Origin of the sequence: Rhodovulum tesquicola (genome assembly GCF_024128855.1) — a bacterium.
GTDB lineage: Bacteria > Pseudomonadota > Alphaproteobacteria > Rhodobacterales > Rhodobacteraceae > Rhodovulum > Rhodovulum tesquicola.
Map to the genome: position 1 here is coordinate 140,194 of NZ_JAMYDV010000007.1, position 16,320 is coordinate 156,513.

Consider the following 16,320-nt stretch of genomic DNA (forward strand, 5'->3'; position numbering starts at 1 on the left):
GTCTATAAACCCCAGCAATTTGCCAGCCCCGGGGGAAAGACCCATGCCGAAGAGAACCGATATCAAGTCCATCATGATCATCGGCGCGGGCCCCATCGTGATCGGCCAGGCCTGCGAGTTCGACTATTCCGGCGCCCAGGCCTGCAAGGCACTCAGGGAAGAGGGCTACCGGGTCATCCTGGTCAACTCGAACCCGGCCACGATCATGACCGATCCGGGTCTGGCCGACGCCACCTATATCGAGCCGATCACCCCCGAGGTGGTCGCCCGCATCATCGAGAGGGAGCGCCCCGACGCGCTGTTGCCCACCATGGGCGGGCAGACCGGGCTGAACACCTCGCTGAAGCTGGCCGACATGGGGGTGCTGGACAGGTTCGGGGTGGAACTGATCGGCGCCAACCGCCAGGCCATCGAGATGGCCGAGGACCGCAAGCTGTTTCGCGAGGCGATGGACCGGATCGGGCTGGAAAACCCCAAGGCCACCATCGCCAACAGCATGGAGGAATGCATCGCAGCCCTCGACCATGTCGGCCTGCCCGCGATCATCCGCCCGGCCTTCACGCTTGGCGGCACCGGCGGCGGCATCGCCTATAACCGCGAGGAATTCGTGCATTACTGCAAGACCGGCCTCGACGCCTCGCCGGTCAACCAGATCCTGATCGACGAAAGCCTGCTGGGCTGGAAGGAATTCGAGATGGAGGTGGTCCGCGACAAGGCGGACAACGCGATCATCGTCTGTTCCATCGAGAACGTCGATCCGATGGGCGTGCATACCGGCGATTCCATCACCGTGGCCCCCGCGCTGACGCTGACCGACAAGGAATACCAGATCATGCGCAACGGCTCCATCGCCGTGCTGCGCGAGATCGGTGTGGAAACCGGCGGGTCGAACGTGCAATGGGCGATCAACCCCGAAGACGGGCGCATGGTGGTGATCGAGATGAACCCGCGCGTGTCGCGGTCCTCGGCGCTGGCGTCCAAGGCGACCGGGTTCCCGATTGCCAAGATCGCCGCGAAGCTCGCCGTTGGCTATACGCTGGACGAACTGGACAACGACATCACCAAGGTCACGCCCGCCAGCTTCGAGCCGACCATCGACTATGTCGTGACCAAGATCCCGCGCTTTGCCTTCGAGAAGTTTCCGGGTGCCAAGCCGGAACTGACCACCGCGATGAAATCGGTGGGCGAGGCCATGGCCATCGGGCGGACCATCCACGAATCGCTGCAAAAGGCGCTGGCCTCGCTGGAAACCGGCCTGACCGGGTTCGACGAGATCGAGATCGAAGGCGCGCCGGACCATGCGCAGGTCGTGGCCGCCCTGTCGAAGGCCACGCCCGACCGGCTGCGGGTGATCGCGCAGGCGATGCGGCACGGGCTGTCGGATGACGACATCCATGCCGCCACGAAATACGATCCCTGGTTCCTCGCCCGCATCCGCGAGATCGTCGAGACCGAGGAAAAGCTGCGCAAGGATGGCCTGCCCGTCACCGAGGAAGGCCTGCGCAAGCTCAAGATGATGGGCTTCACCGATGCCCGCCTTGCCCAGTTGACCGGCCGGGACGAGGATCAGGTGCGCCGCGCCCGCCGCAATCTGGGCGTCACCGCCGTCTTCAAGCGCATCGACACCTGCGCGGCCGAGTTCGAGGCGCAGACACCCTACATGTATTCGACCTATGAAACGCCCGTGATGGGCGAGGTCGAATGCGAGGCGCGGCCCAGCACCCGCAAGAAGGTGGTGATCCTGGGCGGCGGCCCCAACCGGATCGGCCAGGGGATCGAGTTCGACTATTGCTGCTGCCATGCCTGCTTTGCGCTGACGGATGCGGGCTACGAGACCATCATGGTCAACTGCAACCCCGAGACGGTGTCCACCGACTACGACACCTCGGACCGGCTCTATTTCGAGCCGCTGACCTTCGAGCATGTGATGGAGATCCTGCGCGTCGAGCAGGAGCGCGGCACGCTGCATGGCGTGATCGTCCAGTTCGGCGGCCAGACGCCGCTGAAGCTAGCCAATGCGCTGGAGGCCGAGGGCATCCCGATCCTGGGCACCACGCCCGACGCCATCGACCTTGCCGAGGACCGCGAGCGGTTCCAGGCGCTGGTCAACCGGCTGGGGCTGAAGCAGCCGCATAACGCCATCGCCGCATCCGCCGCGGCGGCGGTCAGGGCGGCCGGAGAAATCGGCTTCCCGCTTGTGATCCGCCCCTCCTATGTGCTGGGCGGCCGCGCGATGGAGATCGTGCGCGACATGGCGCATCTGGAACGCTACATCGCCGAGGCGGTCGTGGTCTCGGGCAAGTCGCCGGTCCTGCTCGACAGCTACCTGTCGGGCGCGACCGAGATCGACGTGGACGCGCTGTGCGACGGCAAGGACGTGCATGTGGCCGGCATCATGCAGCATATCGAGGAGGCGGGCGTCCATTCCGGCGACAGCGCCTGTTCCCTGCCGCCCTATTCGCTGGCCCCCGGGATCGTCGAGGAACTGAAACGCCAGACCCGCGCGCTGGCCCTCGAACTGGGCGTGGTGGGGCTGATGAACGTGCAATTCGCGGTCAAGGATGGCGAGATCTACCTGATCGAGGTGAACCCCCGCGCCAGCCGCACGGTGCCTTTCGTCGCCAAGGCGGTGAATTCGCCGATCGCGTCCATTGCCGCGCGGGTGATGGCGGGCGAGAAGCTGGCCGATTTCGACCTGGTCGATCCCCAGATCGAGGGTTTCGCGGTCAAGGAGGCCGTGCTGCCCTTCGCCCGCTTCCCCGGCGTCGATACGCTGCTGGGCCCCGAAATGCGCTCGACCGGCGAGGTGATGGGCTATGACCGCACCTTCCCGCGCGCCTTCCTCAAGGCGCAGATGGGCGCGGGCACGCATCTGCCGCATGAGGGCACGGTGTTCCTGTCGATCAAGGATGCCGACAAGACGCCCGAGCTGCTGGAAACCGCGCAGGTCCTGACCGAACTGGGCTTTTCCATCCTCGCCACGCGGGGCACGGCGAAATTCCTGGCCGAGCACGGGATCGCGTCCGAGATCGTCAACAAGGCCTATGAGGGCGGGCGCACCATCGTCGACGTTATGAAGGACGGGCTGGTGCATCTGGTGATGAACACCACCGAGGGCGCGCAGGCGGTCGAGGACAGCCGCTCGATGCGCACCGTGGCGCTGATGGACCGCATCCCCTATTTCACCACGGCCGCAGGCAGCCATGCCGCCGCATTGGCCATGAAGTCCCGCGAAGAGGGCGAACTGAGCGTCGTCAGCCTTCAGGAATAGCCCCGCCGGGCGCCCGCACAGGCGATTGACGCACCGGCCATTGGATGCGAGCCTCCCGCCGCAATCATGGGGAGGATGCGTGGCGTGAGGATCGCGATCACCGGCGCGGCCGGGTTTCTGGGGCAGATGCTGGTCACGGCCCTGTCCGCGCGCGACACGCTTGCCCTGAATGGCGAGCCGCGCCGCATTTCGGCGATCATCGCCAATGACATCGCGGCCGAACCGCTTGACCGGCTGGCCCGGCTGCGCCGCGTCCATGCCCTGCCCGGCGCCTTGTCCGACCCCGCCACGCTGGCCCGGCTGGCCGAGGACAGCCCCGATCTGGTGATCCATCTGGCCGCCGTGGTCTCGGGCCAGGCCGAGGCCGATTTCGACCTTGGCATGGCGGTCAACCTGCACGGCACCGTCGATCTGGTGAATGCCTGCCGCGCGATGCGCCGCCCGCCGGTGCTGATCTTCGCCTCGTCCGTGGCGGTGTTTTCCTGCACCGCGAATGACACGATCACCGAGGACACGCCGCCCGCGCCGCGCTCCTCCTACGGCACGCAAAAGCTGATGGGCGAATTGCTGGTCCGCGACGCCACCCGCCGGGGCTTCATCCATGGCCGGTCGCTGCGCTTTCCCACCATCGCGGTGCGCCCCGGCGCCCCCAACCGCGCGGCTTCGGGCTTTGCCAGCGGCATCCTGCGCGACCCGCTGGCCGGGCAGCCCGCCGATCTGCCCGTGGGGCGCGACTTGCGGCTGCATCTTTGCTCGCCCGCCCGGGCGCTTGACCATATCCTGAGGGCCGCGGCGCTTGCGCAGGAGGCGCTGGGCGGCGAGCCGACGATCACCCTTCCGGGCATTTCCGTCACCGTGGGCGAGATGATCGACACGCTGGCCCGGCTTGCCGGACCCGAAACCGCCGCCCTGATCCGCCCCGTCCCCGACCCCGCGACCGAGGCCATCGTCGCAAGCTGGCCCGGCGGGATCGAGACACCCCGCGCCCGCGCGCTGGGCTTTGCACCCAATGCCGATTTCGCCGAACTTCTGCGCGAACACATGGACCGCAGGGGCGTAGCTGCGGCCTGAAAGACCGGAAAAACCAAGGGAGGAGACCCATGAAACACGTCCTGATCGGCACCATCGCCGCGCTTGCGCTGACCACCGCCGCCGAGGCCCAGCAAAAGATCGTGGTCGGCCATTCGCTGTCGCCGACCTCGCATTACGGCGTCGGCGCGCAGGCCTTCATCGACACGCTGACCGAGCTATCGGGCGGCGCCTTCACCGGCGAACAGGCCCCCGCGGGCCAGCTGGGCGGCGAGCGCGACATGATCGAGGGCTTGCAGATCGGCTCGATGGACGTGGTCATCACCTCGACCGGCCCCCTGGGCAATTTCGTGCCCGAGATCTTCGCGCTCGACCTGCCCTTCCTGTTCCGCGACTACGACCATGCCCGCAAGGTTCTGGATGGCGAGATCGGGCAGGAATTGCTGGACAAGATCGGCGAGAACACCCTCGTGGGCCTCGCCTGGACAGAAAACGGCTTTCGCCATGTGACCAATTCCCAGCGCCCGGTGCGCACGCCCGAGGACCTGCAGGGGCTGAAGCTGCGCACCATGGAAAACAAGGTCCACATGGCCGCCTTCACCGGCATGGGCGCGGCCCCCACGCCGATGGCCTTCCCCGAATTGTTCGGCGCGATGCAACAGGGCGTCGTGGACGGGCAGGAAAACCCGGTCACCGTCATCACCGCGGCCAAGTTCTGGGAGGTGCAGAAATACGTCTCGCTCACGGGGCATGTCTATTCCCCCGCCGTCGTTCTGGCCGCGCCCGCGCTTTATGACGGGCTCAGCGACGAGCAGAAGGACTGGTTCCTTCAGGCCGCCCGCGCATCCGCCGCCGCAACCCGGGCCGAGGTCAACCGGCTGGAGGAAGAAGGCGTCGCCATGCTGATCGAAAACGGGATGGAGGTCATCACCGAGATCGACAAGGCCCCCTTTGCCGCGCTGGCCGAGCAATCCTCCTATGCCGTCTATACCGACCAGTACGGCACCGAGATGGTCGAGCGGATCAAGGCGGTCGAGTGACCCCGCACCCAAGGGCCTGGCCCGGCGCAGCCCCCTGCGCCGGTGCTGCGGCAGGCCGGTTCGCGCCATGACCCTGTTCCTGCGGATCGAGGCGGTCACCACCCGCATCGCGCTGTGGCTCGCGATCCTGTTCCTGCTGATCGCGGCCGCACTCGCGCTCTATCAGGTGACGGCGCGTTTCGTCTTCGGCACGCCCTCGACCTGGTCCGAGGTGGTCACGCGCTCCGCGATGATCTGGTCGGTCTTCCTGGGCGTCGCGCCCGCCTTTCGCGAAGGCGCGATGATCGCGGTCGGGATCGTGCAGACCGCCCTGCCCCGCCGCCTGGGCCGCGCGCTTTACCAGCTGTCGATGATCCTGACGCTGAGCTTCTTTTCCATCCTGCTCTGGCAGGGCTGGGCCATGACCGGCCGGGTGATGCGCCAGAAGCTTGCCGCCCTCGATATTTCCATCGCCTGGGTCTATGCCGCGCTTCCCGTGGGCTCCGCCTTCATCCTGATCGCCGTTCTGGGCTGCATGATCCGCGCCTGGCAGGGCATCGACGACCCGCTGGAGTCCCCCCGATGAACGCAGCCCTTGCCCTGTCGCTGGCGATCCTGTTCCTGCTGGGCGTGCCCATCGCGGTCGCCATCGGCCTGGCCTCGGTCATCGGGATCGAGGTGCAGGGGCGGCTGCCGCTTCTGCTGGTGGCGCAGCGGATGTTCACCGGGCTCGACAGCTTTCCGCTGATGGCGATCCCCCTGTTCATCCTGGCGGGCAACCTGATGTCGGCGGGCGGCATCTCGCATCGGCTGGTGGAACTGGCGAAATCCATCGTGGGCGGCATCCAGGGTGGGCTTGCGGCCTCCTGCGTGCTGACCTGCATGCTGTTCGCCTCGGTCTCGGGCTCGTCGGTCGCGACGACTTTTGCCATCGGGGCAATCCTGATCCCGGCCATGGTGCGCCATGGCTATCCCGCCCCCATGGCGGCCTCGGTGCAGGCCAGTTCCGCGGAACTGGGCGTGCTGATCCCGCCCTCGATCCCGCTGATCCTGTATGGCGTCTCGACCGATACCTCGATCGGGCAGCTGTTCCTTGCCGGCATCGGCCCCGGGCTTCTGGTCGGCGGCGCGCTGATGGCGCTGGTGCTGATCCTGTGCCGGGTCCGCGGCATCGGGCGCGAGGATGGCGCCGACCGCCCCCGCCTTGGCCCCGCGCTCTGGGCGGCGCTGCCCGCGCTGATGGTGCCGGTGGTGATCCTTGGCGGCATCTATTCCGGCATCTTCACCCCGACCGAGGCCAGCGCGGTCGCGGTCGCCACCGCCCTGATCGTCGGCATCGGGGTCTACCGCGACCTGCGGCTGCGCGACCTGCCGGGCGTGCTGAAGAAAACCGTCATCGCCACCTCGGCGATCATGCTCATCATCTCGGCGGCGGCGCTGTTCTCCTTCCTCGTCACCCGCTCGGGCCTGCCGAACGAGATCGCGGCCTGGTTCAGGGATGTCTTCGAAAGCCGCATCGCCTTCCTGCTGGCGGTGAACCTGCTGCTTCTGGTGGTCGGCATGTTCATCGAAACCTCGGCCGCGATCCTTGTTCTGGCCCCGATCCTTGCGCCCATCGCGGTGGCCTATGGCGTGGACCCCGTGCATTTCGGGCTGATCGTGGTGGTGAACCTGGCACTGGGGATGATCACGCCGCCGCTCGGCGTGAACCTGTTCGCCGCCTGCGCGGTGGCGCGCCTGCCGGTCGAAAGGATCATTCCCCAGCTTCTGTGGTTCGTGCTGACCGTGTTCGCCGCGCTGATGGTCATCACCTATGTCCCCGCGATCACGCTCTGGCCGGTCGAGATGCTGATGCGGGGACGTTGATGGGGCGGCTGCGGTTCTCGGCCAATCTGGGCTTCCTGTTCACCGACCTGCCCTTGCCACAGGCGATCCGGGCCGCCCGGGGCGCGGGCTTCGACGCGGTCGAGTGCCATTTCCCCTATGCGGTTCCGGTGTCCGAGGTGGCGGCCGCGCTGGCCCAGACGGGGTTGCCGATGCTCTCGCTCAACACGCCCCCCGGCGACCGTGCGCGCGGCGAATTCGGCCTTGCCGCCCTGCCCGGCCGCGAAGCGCAGGCCCGGGCGGGGATCGCGCAGGCGCTGGACCATGCCGCGGCGATGGGCACGTGCGCGGTGCATGTGATGGCGGGCATCACCCACGGCGCGGCGGAGGCCGAGGCGGCATTCCGCGCCAATCTGGCACATGCCTGCGACCTGGCCGCGGGCCGGGGGATCACCATCCTGATCGAGCCGCTGAACCCGCGCGACGTGCCGGGCTATCACCTGGCCAGCCTCGATCACGCCCTGCGGATCGTTGCGGCGCTGGATCGCCCGAACCTGAAGATCATGTTCGACTGCTATCACATGCAGATCACCGGCGGCGACCTGCTGACCCGGTTCCGCGCCGCGCGCGACCGGATCGGCCATGTCCAGTTCGCAGGCGTGCCCGACCGGGCCGAACCGGATCGGGGCGAGGTGGATTTCCGCTGGCTGCTGTCGGAATTCGCCGCCGAGGGCTGGACCCGCCCCTTCGGCGCGGAATACCGGCCGCGGGGCGACATCGCGGCCGGTCTGGGCTGGCTGTCCGACTGGCGCGGGGGCTGAAATCAGCCCCAGGGCCCCGCGGACGGCCCACGCGGGGCCGCGCCCCAGGGCGCACCGCCACCCGCACGCGGCGCAGCCCCCGCCATCGCGCGCAGCGCCGCGATCCGGTTCTCGGTCGCGGGATGCGTGGCGAACAGGTTGTCGCGCTTGTGGGCATGCAGCGGGTTGATGATGAACATATGCGCGGTCGCCGGGTTCCGCTCGGCCGCGTCATTGTCGATCCGCGCCGCCCCCACCTGAATCCGCTCCAGCGCTGAGGCAAGCCACAGCGGCTGGCCGCAGATCTCGGCCCCGGCCTTGTCGGCGGCATATTCCCGCGTCCGGCTGATCGCCATCTGCACCAGCGCCGCGGCCATCGGCGCCAGGATCATCAGCGCGATGGTCCCGATCGGCCCCATCCTGTTGTCACGCCCGCCGCCGAAGAACAGCGCGAAATTCGCCAGCATCGTGATCGCCCCGGCAAAGGTCGCCGTCACCGTCATGATCGCGGTGTCATGGTTGCGGATATGGGCCAGCTCATGCGCGATCACGCCCGCCAGTTCCTCGCGCGAGAGCGTCTGCATCAGCCCCGTGGTCACCGCCACCGCCGCATTCTCGGGGTTGCGGCCGGTGGCAAAGGCATTGGGCTGCGGCGTGTCGATCAGATAGACCGCGGGCACCGGCATGTTCGCGTTGCGCGCCAGGTCCGCCACCATCTGCGACAGGCCCGAGCGGTCATTCGGGCCGACCGGCTGGGCGTTGTGCATCCGCAGCACCATCTTGTCGGAATTCCACCAGCTAAAGGCGTTCATCAGCGCCGCCACCACCAGCGCGATGGTCGCCCCGCCGCTGCCGCCCAGCAGATAGCCGATCCCCATGAACAGCGCGGTCATCGCCGCCATCAGCATCGCGGTCCGGAAATAGCCCACGGCTCCGATCCTCCATCCTGGCGCCCCTCTCGGGCGCGGTTGCGGAGAAATATAGGAGCCGCGGGCGGCCGCGCAATCGGGCCTAGCGCAGGATCAGGCCCCGGCCCTCGGCCACCCGGCCCACGACGCCCGCGCGCTCGAAGCCGTGGGCGGCGAACGCCGCCAGCACCTCCGCCTCCGCGTCGGGCGCGCAGGCGACCAGCAGGCCGCCGCTGGTCTGCGGGTCGGTCAGCAGCGCCCGCTCGGCCTCGGCGAACCCCTCGGGCAGCGTCACCTCGCCGCCATAGCTTGCCCAGTTGCGCCCCGAGGCGCCCGTCGCGCAGCCCTGCGCCAGCAGATCGCGCACCCCCTCCATCACCGGCACGCGGGCCCAGTCGATCTCGACCAGGCAGCCCGCGCCGCGCGCGAGTTCCAGCGCATGGCCCGCAAAGCCGAAGCCGGTGACATCGGTGATGGCATGCACGCCCGCCATCTCGGCCAGGTCGGGACCGGGGGTGTTCAGCCGCGTCGTGGTGGCCAGCATCTCGGCATAGCCCGCCGCGCTCAGCTGGCCCTTCTTGAACGCCCCCGACATCACCCCGCTGCCCAGCGGCTTGCCCAGGATCAGCACGTCGCCCGCCCGCGCGGCGTCGTTCCGGCGCACGCGGTCGGGATGGACAAGGCCCAGCGCCACAAGCCCGTAGATCGGTTCGACGGAATCGATGCTGTGCCCGCCCGCGACCGGGATGCCCGCCGCCGCACAGGCCGCCGCCCCGCCTTCGAGGATGCGGCCGATCGTATGGGTGGACAATTGCGCGAGCGGCATCCCCACCAGCGCGAGCGCAAGGATGGGCCGCCCGCCCATCGCGTAGACATCGCTGATGGCGTTGGTCGCGGCGATCCGGCCGAAATCGAACGGGTCGTCCACGATGGGCATGAAGAAATCGGTGGTGGCGACCAGCGCCTGGGCATCGTTCAGCCGGTAGACGGCCGCGTCGTCCGAGGTCGCGGTGCCGACCAGCAGATCGGCGGGCACCGGCAGACCGGCGGTGCGCGACAACAGGTCGGACAGCACGCCCGGCGCTATCTTGCAGCCGCAGCCGCCGCCATGGGCCAGCGAGGTCAGGCGCGGTTCATCGGCAAGGGGGCGGGTCATCGCAGGGCTCCGGTCCGGGGGTGCCCTGTCTTACCCCCGGACGCAGACCCGCGCCAGCGCCCCGCGATCAGGCGGCCACGCGCCTGGCCAGCACATCGGCCATGGTCTGGCCCATGGAGGACGGGTTCGGCGCGACCGTGATGCCGACCGCGGACAGGATTTCCACCTTCTCCTGCGCGCTTTCCCCGAAGGCCGAGATGATCGCCCCGGCATGGCCCATCTTGCGGCCCTTGGGCGCGGACAGCCCGGCGATATAGGCGACCACGGGCTTGGTCATCTGCGCCTCGACATAGGCCGCGGCCTCGGCCTCCTGCGGGCCGCCGATCTCGCCGATCAGCATCACGGCATCCGTATCCGGATCGGCCTCGAACAGTTCGAGGATGTCCTTGAAGGACGAGCCGTTGATCGGGTCGCCGCCGATGCCCACGCTGGTCGACACCCCGATGCCCAGCGCCTTCATCTGGCTGGCCGCCTCGTAGCCCAGCGTGCCCGAGCGGCCGACGATGCCGACCCGGCCCGGCATGTAGATATGCGGCGGCATGATCCCCATGAAGCCCTTGCCGGGCGAGATCACGCCCGCGCAGTTCGGCCCGATCAGCTGCATCTTCTTCTCGCGCGGATAGCGGCGCAGGAAGCGTTTCACCCGCATCATGTCCTGCGAGGGGATGCCGTCGGTCACGCTGACCGCGGTGCGGATACCGGCATCCGCCGCCTCCATCATCGCATCGGCCGCAAAGGGCGGCGGCACGAACAGCAGCGCCGCCTCGGCCCCCGTCGCCTCGACCGCCTCGCGCACGGTGTTGAAGACGGGCCGTCCCAGCACCGTCTCGCCCCCCTTGCCCGGCGTCACGCCCGCCACGACATTGGTGCCGTATTCGATCATTTCCTCGGCATGGAACTTGCCGATCCGGCCCGACATGCCCTGAACCAGGACCTTGGTGTTCTCGTCGATCAGAATGGCCATGGGTCTCCTCCCTCAGGCAGCTTTCTTCGGGCGCGCGGCCACGGCCTTTTCGGCGGCCTCGGCCAGCGTCTCGGCGGTGATCAGCGGCAGGCCGGATTCGTCGATGATCTTGCGGCCCTCATCCACATTCGTTCCCGCAAGGCGAACCACCACGGGCAGGGTCAGCCCCTCGGCCCTGTAGGCTTCGACCACGCCCTTGGCGACCCAGTCGCAGCGGTTGATGCCCGCGAAGATGTTGACAAGGATCACGCTGACATTGGGATCCGACAGGACGGTGCGGAAGGCGGTCATCACCCGTTCGGGGCTGGCGCCGCCGCCGATATCCAGGAAATTCGCAGGCTCGCCGCCCGACAGCTTGATCATGTCCATCGTCGCCATGGCCAGCCCGGCACCGTTGATGATGCAGCCGATATCGCCATCGAGCCCGACATAGGCGAGGCCATTGTCATGGGCCATCGCCTCGCGCGAATCCTCCTGGCTGGGATCGCGCAGCGCGGCGACCTGCGGGCGGCGATAGAGCGCGTTGGTGTCGAAGCTCATCTTGGCATCCAGCGCCACCAGATCGCCCGCACCGGTGATGACCAGCGGGTTGATCTCGACCATGGTGGCGTCAAGGTCGCGATAGGCGCGGTAGCAGGCGCGCACCGCCTTGACCATCTGGCCGATCTGGTCGCCCTTCAGCCCCAGCCGGAAGGCCAGTTCGCGGGCCTGATACTCGACCAGGCCATGGGCAGGATCGACCACCATGCGCACAAGGCTGTCGGGGTCTTCCTCGGCGATCTCCTCGATCTCCATGCCGCCGCTGGACGAGGCGACGAGCATGATGCGCTCGGACTTCCGGTCGAGCACGAAGCCCAGGTAAAGTTCCTTGGCGATATCGGTGGCTTCCTCGACCCAGAGCCGATAGACGCCCTTGCCGTTCTGGTCGGTCTGGCGCGTCACCAGTTGCCGCCCCAACAGACCCTTGGCGAAATCGTAGACCTCATGTTCGGACTTGCAGACCTTGACGCCGCCCGCCTCGCCACGGCCGCCCGCATGGACCTGCGCCTTGACGACCCAGCCGGTCCCGCCCAGCTCGCGGGCGCGAAACGCCGCCTGTTCGGGGCTGTAGGCCAGCCCGCCGCGCGGCACCGGCACACCGAAGCCCGCAAGGATTTCCTTGGCCTGATGTTCGTGAATGTCCATCTGTTTCCTCCCGGATGCTGCGAAATCCGCCGCCCTAACCCTTGGCCGCGATCGCGTCGGCCACCGTGATGACGTTCATCGCCATCCGTTCCGACGCCGCGTCGATCATCTTGCCGTCCAATGCTGCGGCCCCCCGCCCCTCGGCCTCGGCCTTGCGCAATTCCTCGATGATGCGCCGGGCACGTGTCACTTCGGATTCAGGCGGGCTGAAAACCTCGTTGGCCAGCGCGATCTGGCTGGGATGGATCGCCCACTTGCCCTCGCAGCCCAGCGCCGCGGCCCGCCGCGCCCCGTCCTTGTAGCCCTCGGGGTCCGAGAAATCGCCGAAGGGGCCATCGACCGCGCGCAGGCCATAGGCCCGGCAGGCCACCACCATCCGGGTTATCGAGGCATGCCACTGATCGCCCGGGTAGTTCGGGTTGAGCCCGCCGATATTCACCGTGCGCGCGCGCATCGACGCCGCGTAATCCGCGACCCCGAAATGCAGCGCCTCGAGCCGGCCACCAAAGCGCGCGATCTCCTCGACATTGGCCATCCCCAGCGCGGTCTCGATCAGCGCCTCGAGGCCCACGCGGGTCTGGTATCCCTTGCCCTGCTCGATCTGGTTCACCATCGCCTCGACCATGTAGAGGTCGGCGGGCACACCCACCTTGGGCACCAGCAGCGTGTGGACCCTGTCGCCCGCCTGCTCCATCACGTCCACGACATCGCGATACATGTAATGCGTATCAAGCCCGTTGATCCGCACCGAGACCGTCTTGCCCTTGGCCGCCCAGTCGATGTCGTTCAGCGCCTGGATCGCGTTCCTGCGGGCCTGTTCCTTTTCGGGGGGCGCGACCGCGTCCTCGAGGTCGAGAAAGACGTAATCGGCCTCGCTGTCGGCGGCCTTCTCGACCATCGTCGGGTTCGAGGCCGGGACCGCGAGTTCGGACCGCTGCAGGCGTTGCCGCCTGAGCGGGTGTAGGGTGTGGCTCATGCCTTGTCTCCGTTCTGGAGGGTTTTGACCTGCCTCATTCGGCGGCGATGTTCATCCGGGCCGCCGGGGCGGTTTCCGCATACCATGCCTGCGCCGCCGCCACGCCCGAACCGAAAGCGACCTTGGCACCCGCCCCGGCCAGCGATAGTTCCGCCAGCGAAAGCGCGGTCAGGCACATCCCCTCGTTCAGATCGCCCAGATGGCCGATGCGGAACACCTTGCCCGCAAGCTGCGCAAGCCCGCTGCCGAAGGAAATGTTGTAGTGTTCATAGCCGATGCGGATCACCTCGCGCGCATCCACATCCGCGGGCACCCGGATCGCGGACACCGTGTCCGAGTAGAAGACGGGCGCCTCGGCCACCAGGTTCAGCCCCCAGGCCTGCACGCCACGGCGCACCCCCTCGGCCAGCCGGCGATGGCGGGCGATGACATTGTCCAGCCCCTCGGCGAAGATGCGGTCCAGCGACCGGCGCAGCCCGTGGAACAACTGGGTCGGCGGGGTATAGGGGAAATAGCCCGTGGCGTTCAGGCTCACCATGTCGGAAAACTCGAAATAGGCCCGCCGCATGGTGGCGGTCCTGGACGCCGCCATGGCCTTTTCGCTGACCGCCAGAACGCCCAGCCCCGCGGGCAGCATCAGCCCCTTCTGGCTGCCGGTCACGGCCAGATCGACACCCCATTCGTCCATCCGGAAGTCGATGGACGCGATCGAGGACACGCCATCCACGAACAGAAGCGCGTCGTGATAACTCTCGTCCAGCGCCTGGCGCACCCCCGCCACGTCCGAGGTCACGCCGGTCGCGGTCTCGTTATGGGTGACGAAGACCGCCTTGATCTCGCCCTTGCGGTCGGCGCCCAGGCGGCGGGCATATTCCTTGACCGGGCAGCCCGCACCCCAGGGCACGTCGATCACCTCGACATCGAGGCCCAGCCGTTCCGCCATCTCGACCCACAGATGCGAGAACTGGCCAAAGCGCGACATCAGCACCTTGTCGCCGGGGTTCAGCGTGTTCGTGATCGCCGCCTCCCACGCGCCCGTCCCCGAACCCGGGAACAGGAAGACCGTGCCCGTCTCGGTCCGGAACACCCGTTTCAGATCCCGGAACAGCCCCAGCGTCAGATCGCCGAAATCGGGCGCCCGCATGTCCTGCATCGGCACGTTCATGGCCTGTCGGACGGGTTCGGGAATGTTCGTGGGGCCGGGAATGAACAGATGGGTCAATCCGGTCTTCATGTCAGGATCCTCCTCGCGCGCCTGGTTCTTGGCCTGATCTGCGCCGACTTGCCCACATGCCAAGCCAAAGGAGAAACGAATACGGGTCCTGCTGTGAACGCGAGGTTTTACATTTCCGGAAAGTTGTGAAAATGTGAAATCGACGCGCCGGGGAGGGCGCGGAGGGGAGCAATGCAGAAGACGTTCATCGGTCCGCATCTGCGGCGCCTCCGGCTGGAGCGCGGCGAGACCCAGGCGCAGATGGGCAAGGCGCTGGGGATCAGCACCTCCTACGTCAACCTGTTGGAAAAGAACGAACGCAGCGTGTCCGCCGCGGTCATGCTGCGGCTGTTCGAGACCTATGGAGTCGACTGGCGCGATATCGCCGAGGACGAGGACACCACCGTTCTGGCCGACCTGCGCGCGACGGTGCAGGATCCGCTGTTCGACAGCCGCCGCCCCGACCTTGCGCAACTGCGCGCAGCCCAGGTCCACAGCCCGGAACTGGTGGCCTGCTTCCTGCAATTGCACCGTGCCTATCTTGCCGCGACCGACCGGCTGCTCTCGGTCACCGATGCCTCGCGCGAGGATGGCGACGGGCTGCTTGCCTCCTCGCCCGAGGCGGTGGTGCACGACTACTTCCGGCGCAAGCGCAACCATTTCGCCGAGCTTGAAACCGCCGCCGAAACCTTCTGCGAGGGGCTCTGCATCGCCCCCGACGACCTCTATCCCGCGCTCAAGGCCCGGTTGCGCGACCGGCTGGGCCTGATGGTGCGCGTCGTGCCGGTGGACGACCTGCGCCAGGGGCTGCGCGAACATGACGAAAGCCGGCGGGAAATCCTGCTCTCCGAGGGGCTCGACCATCCCAACCGGGTCTTCCAGCTCGTCCATGTCGCGGGGCTGATGGAACAGCGCGCAACGCTGGATGCGCTGCTCGAACAATCCGGCATCACCGATCCGCAGGGCCTGTCGCGCTGCCGGGTGGAACTGGCCAACTACTTCGCCGCCGCCGTCCTGATGCCCTATGACCGCTTCCTCGCCGAGGCGCGCGCCAGCAAGTACGATTTCGACCATCTCGCGATCCGCTTCGGCGTCAGCTTCGAACAGGCCTGCCACCGCGCCACCACGCTGCAACGCTCGGGCGCGCAGGGGGTGCCGTTCTTCTTCCTGCGGATCGACAAGGCGGGCAATGTCACCAAGCGGTTCAACGCAACCGATTTCCACCTCGCCGAACATGGCGGCGCCTGCCCGCGGCTCGATGTCCACACCTCGTTCCGCACGCCCGGCCGGATCGTGCCGCAATTCGTCGAGATGCCCGATTCCAGCCAGTTCTTCGTGTTCTCGCGCACCGTGGACCGGCCGACCTTCACCCGCCACAGCCAGGATCTGCGGCTGGCCGTGGCGATGGGCTGCGCGATCGAGCATGCCGCCGAGATCGGCTATTCCGAGGGGCTGACCGGCGCCCGCGTCACGCCGATCGGCATCAACTGCCGGATCTGCCCGCGCGCCAGTTGCGACCAGCGCGCCCATCAGGCGGCGATCCTCGCCACGCCCGTGGACGAACGGCGCCGGGGCGCCACGCGCTATGAGACCTGAGCCCGGGTCCGCCCCCGGAGGGGCGGCCACGCATCACGATGGACGAAAGGAGGTTGTCAATGCTTTTACAAAACGCGCCACCCCCGTGGTCAGCGCCTTCACAATTTCGCAAATGAACCGGCATTACCGCGTTGATTCTTTACAGACTGTGGTAAATGCCAAAAAAGTGAAATCCGGTGACGCAACGGCGTCTGCCGGTCGGTAGGAAGAGGAGACCGAGACGATGAACGTGACTGCGCCCGGGGACGATACCGACAAGCTTTACGCGCCGTCTTCTGATTTTGTGCGTTCGGCGCATGTTGACGGGGCGTTGTATGCGCAGATGTATCGCCGGTCGGTGGAGGATCCGGAAGGGTTCTGGGGGGAGCATGGGCGTCGT

14 protein-coding genes are annotated in these 16,320 nt (G+C 67.6%); 8 read left to right on the top strand and 6 right to left on the bottom strand.

Translation table 11 applies throughout. The annotated features are described in order from the left end of the window. Window positions 1-43 precede the first annotated feature (43 nt). From carB to NHN26_RS08655, 6 genes are all read left to right on the top strand, one after another. Window positions 44-3,271, top strand: a complete 3,228-nt coding sequence (gene carB, locus NHN26_RS08630; RefSeq protein ID WP_253089084.1) for a carbamoyl-phosphate synthase large subunit — start codon at window positions 44-46, stop codon at window positions 3,269-3,271. An 84-nt stretch (window positions 3,272-3,355) separates the two neighbouring features. Next, window positions 3,356-4,342, top strand: coding sequence for a D-erythronate dehydrogenase (denD, locus tag NHN26_RS08635; protein ID WP_253089085.1), 987 nt, complete (start codon window positions 3,356-3,358; stop codon window positions 4,340-4,342). Window positions 4,343-4,371: 29 nt separating this feature from the next. Further along, window positions 4,372-5,340: a TRAP transporter substrate-binding protein gene (locus NHN26_RS08640; RefSeq protein WP_132694120.1), complete on the top strand. Its 969-nt coding sequence runs from the start codon at window positions 4,372-4,374 to the stop codon at window positions 5,338-5,340. A 67-nt stretch (window positions 5,341-5,407) separates the two neighbouring features. After that, complete coding sequence (locus NHN26_RS08645) at window positions 5,408-5,905, top strand: TRAP transporter small permease (protein WP_253089086.1); 498 nt, start codon at window positions 5,408-5,410, stop codon at window positions 5,903-5,905. After that, window positions 5,902-7,185, top strand: a complete 1,284-nt coding sequence (locus NHN26_RS08650; protein ID WP_253089087.1) for a TRAP transporter large permease — start codon at window positions 5,902-5,904, stop codon at window positions 7,183-7,185. Before NHN26_RS08645 ends, NHN26_RS08650 begins: the two co-directional genes overlap by 4 nt. A gap of 8 nt (window positions 7,186-7,193) precedes the next feature. Continuing rightward, window positions 7,194-7,964: a hydroxypyruvate isomerase family protein gene (locus NHN26_RS08655; RefSeq protein WP_253089100.1), complete on the top strand. Its 771-nt coding sequence runs from the start codon at window positions 7,194-7,196 to the stop codon at window positions 7,962-7,964. A 2-nt stretch (window positions 7,965-7,966) separates the two neighbouring features. Here the strand turns inward: NHN26_RS08655 and htpX are convergent, their stop codons facing one another. The 6 genes from htpX to NHN26_RS08685 all read right to left on the bottom strand — a co-directional run bounded on the left by htpX (window position 7,967) and on the right by NHN26_RS08685 (window position 14,366). Beyond that, a complete protein-coding gene (gene htpX, locus NHN26_RS08660; RefSeq protein WP_253089088.1) occupies window positions 7,967-8,872 on the bottom strand; it encodes a zinc metalloprotease HtpX in 906 nt (301 codons plus the stop codon). An 82-nt stretch (window positions 8,873-8,954) separates the two neighbouring features. Beyond that, window positions 8,955-10,007: a selenide, water dikinase SelD gene (selD, locus tag NHN26_RS08665; protein WP_253089089.1), complete on the bottom strand. Its 1,053-nt coding sequence runs from the start codon at window positions 10,005-10,007 to the stop codon at window positions 8,955-8,957. 67 nt (window positions 10,008-10,074) lie between these two features. Then, on the bottom strand, window positions 10,075-10,971 hold the full coding sequence (gene sucD, locus NHN26_RS08670; protein WP_253089090.1) for a succinate--CoA ligase subunit alpha: 897 nt from the start codon (window positions 10,969-10,971) through the stop codon (window positions 10,075-10,077). A 12-nt stretch (window positions 10,972-10,983) separates the two neighbouring features. Beyond that, a complete protein-coding gene (locus tag NHN26_RS08675; protein ID WP_253089091.1) occupies window positions 10,984-12,156 on the bottom strand; it encodes a malate--CoA ligase subunit beta in 1,173 nt (390 codons plus the stop codon). Window positions 12,157-12,190: 34 nt separating this feature from the next. Beyond that, the gene (locus NHN26_RS08680) at window positions 12,191-13,132 is read right to left on the bottom strand and encodes an HpcH/HpaI aldolase/citrate lyase family protein (protein ID WP_253089092.1); all 942 of its coding nucleotides are present in this window, start codon (window positions 13,130-13,132) and stop codon (window positions 12,191-12,193) included. A 34-nt stretch (window positions 13,133-13,166) separates the two neighbouring features. Further along, window positions 13,167-14,366: an aminotransferase class V-fold PLP-dependent enzyme gene (locus tag NHN26_RS08685; protein ID WP_253089093.1), complete on the bottom strand. Its 1,200-nt coding sequence runs from the start codon at window positions 14,364-14,366 to the stop codon at window positions 13,167-13,169. A gap of 171 nt (window positions 14,367-14,537) precedes the next feature. Here NHN26_RS08685 and NHN26_RS08690 point away from each other — a divergent pair, with 171 nt between their 5' ends. Continuing rightward, window positions 14,538-15,941: a helix-turn-helix domain-containing protein gene (locus NHN26_RS08690; protein ID WP_253089094.1), complete on the top strand. Its 1,404-nt coding sequence runs from the start codon at window positions 14,538-14,540 to the stop codon at window positions 15,939-15,941. 223 nt (window positions 15,942-16,164) lie between these two features. Further along, window positions 16,165-16,320, top strand: a 156-nt coding sequence (locus NHN26_RS17480) for an acetyl-coenzyme A synthetase N-terminal domain-containing protein (RefSeq protein WP_290442896.1), incomplete at its 3' end; no start/stop codon positions are given.